The organism is Buchnera aphidicola (Pemphigus populi) (genome assembly GCF_964058935.1).
Lineage (GTDB): Bacteria > Pseudomonadota > Gammaproteobacteria > Enterobacterales > Enterobacteriaceae > Buchnera_C > Buchnera_C aphidicola_D.
Genome location: NZ_OZ060372.1, coordinates 249,860 through 263,190, shown reverse-complemented (window position 1 = coordinate 263,190; position 13,331 = coordinate 249,860). Strand labels below are relative to the sequence as shown.

Genomic DNA, 13,331 nt, shown 5'->3' with positions numbered 1-13,331 from the left:
ACTTATAACATATAATTAAAGCATGAGACCAAATTGAAATTGATTCTGATCTAATTATTGATCCAAAAAATTAAGAAGAAAAATATTCGATACAAGTAAAATACTAATACATTACAAAAAAAATATATTTGCAGAGTTTTTAGAAAAATTATTAACTAATATCTCTGCATATTCATTTCAAAAAAATTATTGTTTTCTCTTGGAAACTATTACCATTGCTGGACGTAACAGTCTGTTATTAAGTAAATAACCATTTTGTAAAATAGATATTACATAATTTTCTTTTATCGATTCAGAAAATTGTATAGACATTGCTTGATGAATATCTGGATTAAAAGGTACACTAACTTCATTTATTTTTTTTAAACCAAAAATTTTTAAAGTATCTAAACATAACTTTAGAGTTAATTCTAATTTATTAATTACTTCTTTAAAATTAGTATTTGATTGATCTGCTAATGCTAATGCCAATCCTCTTTCAAGATTATCGATTATTTGTAACAATTCATTTATAAATTTTTCTAAAGCAAATTTATAAGTATTCTCCATATCTTTTTTAATTCTTTTTTTTACCTTTTCAATTTCTTCTGCTATGTATTTTTTTTTGTTTAATAAATTATCTTGTTCTAATAAAATTTTTTTTTCAAGTTCTATGATTTCTTTATTTATGCATTGTTGAGATGGTTCCAATTGATCAACAAATACTTCAGTAAGTGATTGTTGTAAATTATCATTTTGTATTTTTTTTTTATCTTTATTCATTATAAGTTATCCTTTAGTCTTAATTTTAAGATATTAATATTAAAGTATATCAATTTAATCTTTTAAAAGTTTATTTTAAAAATTAGTTAAAAATAATTTTTAAATAAAAAAATACTTATTTATAGGTAGATATTTTATAAAAAACATAATTTTTTTAAATGAATTTAAATAATTTTGTGAACTATATTATTTTTTACTTTTAAAACCAATTTTAATCATTTTTCAATATCTTTAACTAGGGGTTTTATATAAGAAATGCCCATATCCCATGGCTGTTCAATCCAAATATTTTGAGGAATATCTATAATATAATCATCCACTAATAAACGACCGATTGGTTTAGCAAAAATAGTTACAAAATATGCTTTGGGATACATTTTTCTAATTACTTGAGCCGTTCCACCTGTATCTACTAAGTCATCTACAACAACAATATTTTCACCATTACCCTTTGCTTGTTTAATTATTTTCATATTACGTAAACAATTATAGTCATAACTGGAAATACATACAGTATCTACAAAACGAATCCCCATTTCTCTTGCTAAAATAGCAGAAGGAATTAAACCACCTCGACTAACTGCAATGATTCCTTTCCACTGATTTACTGAAAGTAACTTTTTAGCTAATTTTCTGGCATGAATTTGAAGCATATCCCAAGTAACAATGTATTTCTTGCTCATATCAGACATCTCGCAACTATCAGGTGCCATGAATTCAGTAATAAAAAATAAGTGACATAATTTTAAAATATATTATCGATAAACATCGTATGTCCTATTTATATATACTTTGATACTTCAAGTTATGCTTTTTATGTAAAAATATTAGATTTTTCTTTAAACTTAAATAAATATATATATTAAATAAAGTTCATATTTATGAAATATATTTTTTAGATAAATTATTTATCTTATAAAAGATTATTCAAATAAATTAAATGTATTTAATACAAGTGTAATTTAAAAAAACTATCTTTAAATTTTTTTTAAAAGAATATTGATAATTAATGAAGAGATAAAGAAGGATGATTAAAATATAAAATTTTTATAGTTTTTATATATAAATATCTTTATATATATAATATATGTATTGACTATTTTTTAAATATAATTCGGTGCGGACGGGACTTGAACCCGTGACCCCCGGCGTGACAAGCCGATATTCTAACCAACTGAACTACCGCACCAATATCACTAAAAAGATAATTTTATATCAAAAAAATCACTCTGTCAAATGAAAAATAATAGAATTAATTATCTAATTAATCATTATACCAAAGGCATTTTTTATTTTTTTTTAACATATATTTTAAATATAATTTATGTGATTTATTTTCATCTATGGAAGCCATATGTATTTTAGAAGAACAATGATTTTTATTTTTTTTTATAACAATATTGCTATTATATTTTTGTGCTTCATTGCTAAAAAAATCTATTGATTCTTGAAAACTAGTCATAGATAAATATACTTTAGCTAATAATTTGGCATCTAGTAATGCACTATGAAAACCTCTTTCATCATTCTTGATATGATATCTAGAACATAAAGCATCCAAAGTATTTTTTTTACCAGGAAAGAGTTTCCTAGAAAGGAATAAAGTATCGATTACAGTAGTAAAAGAAGAAATATTTTTTATATTCAGATTTAACATGCTTAATTCATAATCTATAAATCCAATATCAAAACTAGCATTATGTATAATTAACTCTGCACCATTTATGTAGTTTAAAAAATTTATTGCTATGTCACTAAATATAGGTTTACATTCTAAGAATGTATCTGTAATTCCATGTATAGCCAAAGCTTTAGGATCTACTGAACGATTTGGTTGAATATAACTATGAAAATCATTTCCTGTAAAATTACGATTGATTATTTCGATAGCACCGATTTCGATAATACGATGTTTTTCATAAAAGATACCTTTACTATTAATTCCTGTGGTTTCGGTATCAAGTGCAATTTGTCTTATTATTGATTTTTTCATATAATTATATTTTATAATATTAAAGAGTTATTTTTTATAATGTTAAAATTAGTTTATATTTTTACAGATGGTTCATGCTTAGGAAATCCTGGTCCAGGAGGTTATAGTGTTTTGCTTTGTTATAAAAAACATAAAAAATTTTTAAATGCTGGGTTTTATTTAACTACAAATAATCGTATGGAATTAATGGGAACTATTATAGCATTGGAATCTTTAAAACAATCTTGTGAAGTACATATTGCAACAGATAGTCAATATGTAAAAAAAGGTATTGAAAACTGGATATATAAATGGAAAAAATATGGTTGGAAAAATAAAAAAAAACAACCAATAAAAAATATAGATTTATGGATAAGATTATACAAGACATTAAAACCACATCAAATTCACTGGAAGTGGATCAAAGGTCATTCTAACCATATGGAAAATATTATATGTGATAAATTAGCACGCCTATCCGCAAATAATCCTAGTTTCAAAGATACTGGTTATAGAAAAATAACTTCTATCATATAAAAATATCAATTACTATTTAAAATAGTGAAATAATATTTTTTATACATATAATTTTAATAAAGATAAGGAATGATTTGATGATATTACATCATATTAAGATTTTTCTAGATAATTATATTTGGATATTAAGTAATACCGAAGGTTTATCTATCATAGTAGATCCTGGAAAATCTTTACCAGTAATAAGATATATAAAAAAAAATAAATTATATCCTGTATGTATTTTTCTTACACATTACCATGAAGATCATATTGGAGGTGTTGAAGCGATACTAAAATACTATCCAAAAATAAAAATATACGGTCCTCCTGGAACAACATATATTAAAAATGTTAATTTCGTTTATGAGAAAACAATTATCGATATCATTAAATACAGATTTTCTGTTATTTCTACACCAGGTCATACAATTAATGATATATCCTATTATTGTCCTCCTTATCTTTTTTGTGGAGATACATTATTTTCAGGTGGATGCGGAAAAATAATTACAGGAAATATGAAATTAATGTTTCATTCATTAAAAAAAATATTTTCCTTACCCAATAATACTTTAATTTGTTTTGGACATGAATACACTGTATCTAATTTATATTTTTCACGATATATCTTGCCTGAAGATAGAATAATATTTAATTATCTTAAAGTAATACAAAAAAGATTAAAAAAAAATAAATCCATCCCACCGGGATTACTAGAAAATGAAAAAAAAATAAATTTATTTTTAAGAACAAATGAGTTTTTTTTAAAAAAAAGAATAGGATCAGAAGAGATGAATTGTAATGAAGAAGAATTTTTTTATATATTAAGAATAATGAAGGATAATTTTTATTATGGAGCTAAGCGGGATCGAACCGCTGACCTCCTGCGTGCAAAGCAGGCGCTCTCCCAGCTGAGCTATAGCCCCTAGATTTTGATATTGGTAGGCCTGAGTGGACTTGAACCACCGACCTCACCCTTATCAGGGGTGCGCTCTAACCAGCTGAGCTACAAGCCTTTTTATAATCTATTAGATAATTTGTGTGGGCACATCTCGTAAGTATTATTTTTAAGGAGGTGATCCAACCGCAGGTTCCCCTACGGTTACCTTGTTACGACTTCACCCCAGTCATGAATCACAAAGTGATAGGCGCCATCCAATAAAATTGGTTAAGCTACCTGCTTCTTTTGCAACCCACTCCCATGGTGTGACGGGCGGTGTGTACAAGGCCCGGGAACGTATTCACCGTGGCATTCTGATCCACGATTACTAGCGATTCCGACTTCGTGGAGTCGAGTTGCAGACTCCAGTCCGGACTAAGATGTACTTTATGAGGTTTGCTTATCTTTACAGAGTTGCTTCTCTTTGTATACACCATTGTAGCACGTGTGTAGCCCTGGTCGTAAGGGCCATGATGACTTGACGTCGTCCCCACCTTCCTCCGGTTTATAACCGGCAGTCTCCTCTGAGTTCCCGGCCTAACCGCTGGCAACAGGGGATAGGGGTTGCGCTCGTTGCGGGACTTAACCCAACATTTCACAACACGAGCTGACGACAGCCATGCAGCACCTGTCTCACAGTTCCCGAAGGCACTGTCTCATCTCTGAGACATTCTGTGGATGTCAAGACCAGGTAAGGTTTTTCGCGTTGCATCGAATTAAACCACATGCTCCACCGCTTGTGCGGGCCCCCGTCAATTCATTTGAGTTTTAACCTTGCGGTCGTACTCCCCAGGCGGTCGACTTAATGCGTTAGCTTCGGAAGTCATTTCTCAAGGAAACAGCCTCCAAGTCGACATCGTTTACAGCATGGACTACCAGGGTATCTAATCCTGTTTGCTCCCCACGCTTTCGCATCTCAGCGTCAGTATTCGTTTAGGAGGCCGCTTTCGCCACAGGTATTCCTCCAGATATCTACGCATTTCACCGCTACACCTAGAATTCTACCTCCCTCTACGATACTCTAGCATTTCAGTTTCAAATGCAGTTCCTAGGTTGAGCCCAGGGATTTCACATCTGACTTAAAATACCGCCTACACGCTCTTTACGCCCAGTAATTCTGATTAACGCTAGCACCCTCCGTATTACCGCGGCTGCTGGCACGGAGTTAGCCGGTGCTTCTTCTGCGGGTAACGTCAGGAGAAATAAGTATTAGTTATTTCTTTTTCCTCCCCACTGAAAGTACTTTACAACCCTAAGGCCTTCTTCATACACGCGGCATAGCTGCATCAGGCTTTCGCCCATTGTGCAATATTCCCCACTGCTGCCTCCCGTAGGAGTCTGGACCGTGTCTCAGTTCCAGTGTGGCTGGCTATCCTCTCAGACCAGCTAGAGATCGTCGCCATGGTAAGCCATTACCTTACCATCAAGCTAATCTCATCTGGGTTCATCCGAAAACATGAGGCTTATAAATAAGTCCCCCACTTTGGTTTAAAAAAAACATTATGCGGTATTAGCCACCGTTTCCAATGGTTGTCCCCCTTTTTCGGGCAGATCCCCAGATATTACTCACCCGTTTGCCGCTTGCCGACAAGAAAGCAAGCTTTCTCTCGCTGCCGCTCGACTTGCATGTGTTAGGCTTGCCGCCAGCGTTCAATCTGAGCCATGATCAAACTCTTCAATTAAAAAACTGATCTTAAATAAAAATTTAAGAATTTAAATAAATTAAAATAAAATGAACTTATTTGATGTGCCCACACAAATTATCTAATATATTTTAAAAGAGCATAAATCTTAAAGTGTTTTAATACTATATCTTTTTTTATGTATTGTCAATCTTTATTATATATATTTTATAATATTTTATTTCCAAATATATTATAAAAATAATATTATCACTTATATTTTATAAGCATTTTCAATACTCATAAAAATTTTTTAATTAAAAAAATTATTTTTTAATTCTAAAATATATATAATATGTAAATTTATTAATAATTTTTATAAAATACTTACTTTTTTAGAAAAAATATTTTTATATTGTACTAATTTTTTAACATTACCATAAATTATACTATATGATTGAAAATCACATAAACATTAAAATAATTTTAGGCTACTTATATGAATATAAAAAAATTGATTTCAATAGATATCCAAAATGCTTTAATAAATTCTGGAGCACCAAAAAATTCTGATCCTTTAATATGTAGAACTGTAAACTTAAATATCGCTGATTACCAATCTAATGCAGCAATGAAAATTGCTAAGATATTAAAAATTGATCCGTATCAATTTGCAAAAAATGTTATTTTAAAAATAAAAAAAAGAGACATGTATCATAACATTAAAACAGCTAAACCTGGTTTTATTAATATTGTTCTTAATCGAGATTGGTTATCAAAAAATTTAGAAAAAGCACTGTATTCATCTCGATTAGGTATATCTGTTGTTCATCCTAAAAATATTGTTGTAGATTATTCTTCTCCCAATATAGCAAAAGAAATGCATATTGGACATTTACGTTCAACTATTATAGGAGATGCTACTGTAAGAATTATTGAATTTCTTGGACATAAAGTCATTCGTTCAAATCATCTAGGAGATTGGGGAACACAGTTTGGTATGTTAATTGCATATATAAAAAAAGATAAAAATATTTCCATATCAGAAATTACTTTATCTGATGTAGAAATATTATACCAAAAATCCAAAAAAAAATATGATACTGATCCTACCTTTGCAAAATTATCGAGAAAATGTGTTGTTGAATTACAAAAAGGAGATCCATACCACCAAAATATATGGAAAAAATTGATTGATATTACAGTATCATGTAATTCAAAAATATATAAAAAATTAAATATTACGTTAAAAAATCGACATATTATGGGAGAAAGTTCATACAAAAATATGTTACCAGATATCATTACTGATCTTAAAAAAAAAGGAATTGCTATAAAAAATAAAGGATCCCTTGTCGTCATGCTAGAAAATAAGAAAAATAAACATGGGAAACCTATGGGAGTTGTCATACAAAAAAAAGATGGCGGATATTTATATTCTATTACGGATATTGCATGTCTGAAATATCGTTGTGAAGTATTACGAGCAGATAAAATTTTATATTATATAGATTCTAGACAACATCAATATTTATTACAAATTTGGGAAATAGCTAAAAAAGCTGGATACGTACCTCCAAATGTGGTATTAGAACATCATATGTTTGGAATGATTTTATCAGATAATAAACGTCCTTTTCAAACTCGTACAGGAAACACAATCAAACTATCTTTATTGCTTACAGAAGGAATCAATAAAGCAAAAAAAATAATAAAAAATAAAAATCCATATTTTTCTGAAGAAAAAATTTGTAAATTAGCTCATATTATAGGTATTGGTGCAATTAAATATGCTGATTTATCTAAAAATAGAATGACTAACTACATCTTTAACTGGAAAGATTCCCTATCTTTTGAAGGCAATACAGCACCTTATATTCAATATGCTTACACAAGAATAATGTCTATTTTTAATAAGTTGCAAACTCCACCTTTATCTTTAAAAGGTAATATTATATTATCAGAAAAATTTGAGATTGAGCTAGCACTTTGTCTTTTACAATTTGAAGAAAAAATAATACATGCTGCAGACAAAGGTACTCCTCATATTATATGTAATTATCTTTATAAACTTGCAGGAATATTTTCTAGTTTTTATGAAAATTGCACTATTTTATTTCCAGAAAAAACAGAAATATCTACCAGTCGACTAAAATTATCCTTTTTAACAGCAAGAACTATTAAAATAGGATTAGACCTACTAGGTATCCAAACTATACATTATATGTAATAAATTTAAGATTAATAAAATATAAATATTTTGATTTTAAAGAACTAACTATAATATCTTTCTAAATTAAATTACTGCGTGATCTAATTTTTTTTACCAATAACACTAGTCATTCGTATTTTTTTAACATTATGCACTTCCATATTAGATAACACACTTAATTCCGGGAAACTATCATGAAAAAATTGAAATAAACAACCTCGAAGGGTATGATTTACTAATAAAACAGGTGATACTCCTATCGATTGTTGATATTGAATTGCCGCATCCATATCTTTTAATAATTGATTTGCCAATTCTGGTTCAATACTATTGTTCCCATTTTGAAACATTTTTAATAACAAATTTTCCAAATCTATATCCAATCCTATAATTTGAATGGTATTTTTATTAAATAGTTTTTGAATGATTGATTGACCTAATGAGATACGAACCATACTGGTTAAAGTATTAATATCATGCTTTTTTGTAACCGCATATTCTATTAATGTTTCTAAAATAGTACTCATATCTCTAATGCTAACATTTTCCAATAACAAGTTTTGTAATACTCTATGAAATACAGTTAAAGTCATTATATTCGGAATTAGATCTTCAGTCAATTTTGGTAATTTTTTAGTAATATGATTTAATAAATCTTGAGCTTCTTGTCTACTAAATAACTTATCCATATTTCTATTCATTATATGATTTAAATGAGTAGCAATGACTGTACTGCTATCAACAATTGTGAAACCATTTTTTTTAGCTTCCTCTACATGATCTAAATTTATCCAAAATGCTGGCATATTAAAAACAGGTTCAATAATTTTTTCTCCGTTTAATAATACAGATTTATTTTCTGTATTGATAGCCATAAAAAGATTTAAATACACTTTACCTATAGTTACTTCCACTCCTTTTATCAAAATTCTATAAGAATTTGGAGATAAATGAATATTATTTTGAATGTGTACCAATGGAGGTAAAAAACCTATTTCTTGAGCAATTGTTTTTCTAATACCACGAATCAAATATAATAATTGTCCACCTTTCTTCATGTCAACAATTGGAATAATATTACTTCCTATTTCAATACCTATTGAATCTTCTAGTTTTACATCATTCCATGATACCTCTGAAATTTTATCTGTATTTTTAATACTATTTTTTTTATTTTCTAAAGAAAAAAAATGTACATCTTTATTTCTATTAAACAACCATCCAGATAATGCAAACAATATTACTGTAAATAATAAAAATATCACATTAGGCATACCTGGAACTAACCCTAATACACCGAGAACTACTCCACTTAATAGTATCACCTGAGGATTATAAAATAATTGACTAATTATTTGTTCTCCCACATTTTCTTCCGTACTAACACGTGTGACCATTACACCAGCTGCTGTAGAAATCACTAAAGCTGGAATTTGAGCCACTAAACCATCTCCAATCGTTAAAAGTGTATATACTTCTACAGCTTGTCCAAAAATCATATTATGCTGAACTATACCAATAACTAATCCTCCAAGAATATTTATTATCATTATAAGAATACCAGCAATGGCATCACCTCTTACAAACTTACTAGCACCATCCATAGAACCATAAAAATCCGCTTCTCTAGTAACTTCAATACGTCTTTTTTTAGCTTTTTTTTCGCCAATTAATCCTGCATTTAAATCTGCATCAATAGCCATTTGCTTTCCTGGCATTCCATCTAATATAAATCGAGCTCCTACTTCTGCTATCCGACTAGCTCCTTTGGTAATAACCATAAAATTAATGATTACTAATATAATAAATACTACTATACCAATAGCATAGTTACCACCAACTAAAAAATGTCCAAATGCTTTAATTACATTACCAGCTGAATAAGCGCCGGTATGACCATATAATAAAATTACTCTAGTAGAGGCAACATTCAGAGCTAAACGTAATAAAGTAGAAAATAATAGAATAGTAGGAAATGCTGTAAACTCAAGTGTTTGTCTGGTAAACATAGAAACTAACAGAATAATTATTGCTAATACAATATTAAAAGTAAAAAATATATCTAAAAAAAAAGCAGGTAATGGAAGTACCATCATTGATAAAATCATTAAAATTAATACTGGCCCAGATAAAGCTTGCCATTCTGCATGTTTTAAATATTTAATTCTTTTAATAAAAGACATAAAATTAATCACTAATAGAGTCCTCTTTTAAAATATTTAATTCTGAAGGAATCAACAAATTTTCAGGTTTTTTAGGAAAACTGCCTCCATTTTTTTCCCATATTTTAACTTGCCAAACCCAAGATAAAACTTCAGCCACTACTTTATATAAAATACTAGGAATATATTGACCTAATTTACTATGAAAATATAAAGCACGAGCTAAAACAGGTGCTGAAATAACTGGTATCTTATATTTTTTGCCAATCTTGCTAATTTTAAATGCTAATTCTCCTGCTCCTTTTGCTATCACTTTAGGAGCATACATAGTTTTTTCATTATACAATAATGCTATTGAATAATGTGTAGGATTAGTTACAATAACATCTGCTTTCGGAATTTCAGACATCATACGGTGATTAGCTAATATTTTCATTTCTTGACGTATCCTCCATTTAATATATGGATCCCCTTCCATTTGTTTTAATTCATCTTTAACCTCCTTACGACTCATTCTAAATTGTTTCTGATAGCTATAATTTTGCCAAAAAATGTCAATAACTGCTATTGGAATTAAAGAGACTACTGATAGAAAAAAACATGAAATTAAAATATTAAATCCAGTTTCTAAGGCTATTTTTGGTGTTTTATTCACTAATTCTAAGATATCTAAAATATGCATAGAAATATAAAAACAAGATATGCTGATTACTAAACATAATTTTAAAAATATTTTAAACATTAAAAATAACATATGAAAAGAAAATATTGTTTTAAAACCTTTTAACGGATTTAATTTAGTTACATTAAACTTTAACAACTTTAAATTAAATGAAACGCCTCCAAATAATTTTGCAATTATGATTACCCAAAAAGTTGGAATAAAAATAATAAACATGAAATAAAATATATCAGATAAAAATGTGGCATTACCATAAAAAATAAAATTATTATCATTAATAATAGAATAATTAAAATTAAAATGAGAAAATAAAATTTCAGAAATACGTGAAATAATTGTATTTTTATTCCAAAAAAGAAATGCGCCTCCAATACTTAAAATAACTAATGAATTTAATTCATGAGAATAACGAATCCTCCCTTCTTTACGAACTTTTTTAAATCTATAATCAGTAGGTTGCTCTGTTTTATCTTCATTCATACCATTATCTAAATATCTATTTTTACATATTATGTATATATGATAAAATAATAGTATGCTATATACTAATACTATTATAATAGAGTTAGTATATAGCATATTAAAATTATTAAATTATGATTAATTTTATTCTTTTAATATTAAATATTAATTTTCTTAAATTAACATTTTTAGATTTTTTAACAAATAACAATTTTTTTTTATTTACTATTAAAAACTACAATTAATATATTTTTTTAATAAAAATTATTATATTTAAATGAGATAATATATGAGAGCAAGTAAATATCTTTTTTGTACCGTGAAAGAAATACCACATAATATTGACATGACTAGTCATCAATTAATGTTAAGATCCGGTATGATTCGCAAAACTACTTCTGGTATCTATACTTGGTTACCAACTGGTCTAAGAGTTCTAAAAAAAATAGAAAATATTATAAGAGAAGAACTGAATAAAATAGGTGCCATAGAAATCTTAATGCCTATTCTACAACCTGTAAATTTATGGCATACTAGTGAAAGATGGTATACGTATGGAAAAGAACTATTGAAAGTAATTGATAGGAATAATAATATACATATATTAGGACCTACCCACGAAGAAGTCATAACATATTTAATTAAAAAAGAAATACATTCTTATAAACAATTGCCTTTAATATTATATCAAGTACAAACAAAATTTAGAGATGAATTACGACCTCGTGGTGGAGTAATGAGATCAAAAGAATTTTTAATGAAAGATGCTTATTCTTTTCATGCCAATTTATCATCATTAAAAATAACATATCATAAAATTCATGAAATATATTCACATATCTTTCAACGTATAAAATTAAAATTTGAAAATATAGAAGCTAATAATGGAGAAATGGGAGGTAGTATATCACATGAATTTCATGCATTTTCTCATAATGGAGAAAACAAAATTTCATTTCCTAATAAATTAAATTATTCTTCTAATTCTGAAAAAAAAGATAATATTAAACAATTTTATAATATTAAAAAAATAAAAGAAAAAAAAAATAATCCATTTTTAACACCAATAAAAAAACCCTATTATTTAAATGAAAATTACATAAAAACAATTTTAGTTAAAACAAACGAAAAAAACAAACATCAATTGGCTGGATTACTAATAAAAAATCAAGATAGTATTAATAAACATAAAGTAGAAAAAATAGACATAATATATAAACCTTTAACATTAGCCAATAAAGAAGAAATTTATCATCTAACACAAAGTAATACTGAATCAGTAGGACCAATAGGTTTAAATATTCCATTAATAGCTGATCTATCAGTAATTAATATGAAAAATTTTATTATAGGTGCCAATGAAAATGGAAAATATTTAAAAAATATTAATTGGGGAAAAGATTTACCATTACCTAAAATTGCTGATATTAAAAAAAATAAAGAAGAAAAAAATAAATTAGATAAGGATAATACAGTAGATGTAAAACGTAGTATTGAAATAGGACATATATTTCAACTAGAACAACAATATTCTAAAAAAATAAACGCTTATGTTTTAGAACCCAACGGTCACAAAAATTTTTTATACATGGGATGCTATGGAATAGGAATAACACGTATAATATCTGCTATTATTGAGCAAAATCATGACCATAAAGGAATCATTTGGAATTCTGAAATTTCACCTTTCCAAGTCGCTATTCTTCCAATAAATTTACATAAATCCACTATCGTACAAGAAATATCAGAAATAATATATAATATATTAAAAGAAAAAAATATTGAAGTTATATTAGACGATAGAAATATACATCCAGGTGTTATGTTTTCTGAAATTGAGTTAATTGGTATACCTCATTCTATTATAGTAAGTAATCGTCACATTCATGATAATCATATTGAATATAAATCAAGATGTGATAATAAGAAAAAATTAATAAAAATAGAAAACATTGCTAATTTTATTATAGATGAAATAAAAAATACTAGTTAAACTTT

The 13,331-nt window shown here is 27.5% G+C and carries 8 protein-coding genes, 3 tRNA genes, 1 rRNA gene and 1 pseudogene; 4 read left to right on the top strand and 9 right to left on the bottom strand.

Annotation, left to right across the window (positions count from 1 at the left end; translation table 11 throughout):
• Positions 1 to 186: 186 nt before the first annotated feature.
• The 4 genes from grpE to dnaQ all read right to left on the bottom strand — a co-directional run bounded on the left by grpE (position 187) and on the right by dnaQ (position 2,755).
• A complete protein-coding gene (gene grpE / locus AB4W65_RS01110; RefSeq protein WP_367673775.1) occupies positions 187 to 762 on the bottom strand; it encodes a nucleotide exchange factor GrpE in 576 nt (191 codons plus the stop codon).
• Between the two features lie 215 nt (positions 763 to 977).
• Complete coding sequence (gene gpt, locus AB4W65_RS01105; RefSeq protein ID WP_367673819.1) at positions 978 to 1,445, bottom strand: xanthine phosphoribosyltransferase; 468 nt, start codon at positions 1,443 to 1,445, stop codon at positions 978 to 980.
• A gap of 432 nt (positions 1,446 to 1,877) precedes the next feature.
• Positions 1,878 to 1,951 (bottom strand) — tRNA-Asp (locus AB4W65_RS01100).
• Between the two features lie 75 nt (positions 1,952 to 2,026).
• Positions 2,027 to 2,755 carry a DNA polymerase III subunit epsilon gene (gene dnaQ / locus AB4W65_RS01095; protein ID WP_367673774.1) on the bottom strand — a complete coding sequence of 243 codons (729 nt, stop codon included), beginning with the start codon at positions 2,753 to 2,755 and terminating at the stop codon, positions 2,027 to 2,029.
• 39 nt (positions 2,756 to 2,794) lie between these two features.
• On the opposite strand from dnaQ, the gene rnhA reads away from it, so the two are divergent.
• The gene (gene rnhA / locus AB4W65_RS01090; protein ID WP_367673773.1) at positions 2,795 to 3,271 is read left to right on the top strand and encodes a ribonuclease HI; all 477 of its coding nucleotides are present in this window, start codon (positions 2,795 to 2,797) and stop codon (positions 3,269 to 3,271) included.
• Between the two features lie 77 nt (positions 3,272 to 3,348).
• Positions 3,349 to 4,089 (top strand): annotated as a pseudogene (gene gloB / locus AB4W65_RS01085) (hydroxyacylglutathione hydrolase); the annotation flags it as partial.
• Positions 4,090 to 4,106: 17 nt separating this feature from the next.
• On the opposite strand, the gene AB4W65_RS01080 reads toward gloB, so the two are convergent.
• The 3 genes from AB4W65_RS01080 to AB4W65_RS01070 form a co-directional block, all read right to left on the bottom strand.
• A tRNA-Ala gene (locus AB4W65_RS01080) sits at positions 4,107 to 4,179 on the bottom strand.
• 13 nt (positions 4,180 to 4,192) lie between these two features.
• Positions 4,193 to 4,269, bottom strand: a tRNA-Ile gene (locus AB4W65_RS01075).
• A gap of 52 nt (positions 4,270 to 4,321) precedes the next feature.
• A 16S ribosomal RNA gene (locus tag AB4W65_RS01070) occupies positions 4,322 to 5,875 on the bottom strand.
• A gap of 439 nt (positions 5,876 to 6,314) precedes the next feature.
• Between AB4W65_RS01070 and argS the strand changes: the two genes are divergently transcribed.
• On the top strand, positions 6,315 to 8,045 hold the full coding sequence (gene argS / locus AB4W65_RS01065) for an arginine--tRNA ligase (RefSeq protein ID WP_367673772.1): 1,731 nt from the start codon (positions 6,315 to 6,317) through the stop codon (positions 8,043 to 8,045).
• 83 nt (positions 8,046 to 8,128) lie between these two features.
• Here the strand turns inward: argS and flhA are convergent, their stop codons facing one another.
• On the bottom strand, positions 8,129 to 10,222 hold the full coding sequence (gene flhA, locus AB4W65_RS01060) for a flagellar biosynthesis protein FlhA (RefSeq protein ID WP_367673771.1): 2,094 nt from the start codon (positions 10,220 to 10,222) through the stop codon (positions 8,129 to 8,131).
• Positions 10,215 to 11,351 (bottom strand): flagellar biosynthesis protein FlhB, encoded by a 1,137-nt coding sequence (gene flhB / locus AB4W65_RS01055; protein WP_367673770.1) that lies wholly within the window; start codon positions 11,349 to 11,351, stop codon positions 10,215 to 10,217. Before flhB ends, flhA begins: the two co-directional genes overlap by 8 nt.
• 271 nt (positions 11,352 to 11,622) lie before the next feature.
• Between flhB and AB4W65_RS01050 the strand changes: the two genes are divergently transcribed.
• A complete protein-coding gene (locus tag AB4W65_RS01050) occupies positions 11,623 to 13,326 on the top strand; it encodes a proline--tRNA ligase (RefSeq protein ID WP_367673769.1) in 1,704 nt (567 codons plus the stop codon).
• Positions 13,327 to 13,331 lie beyond the last annotated feature (5 nt).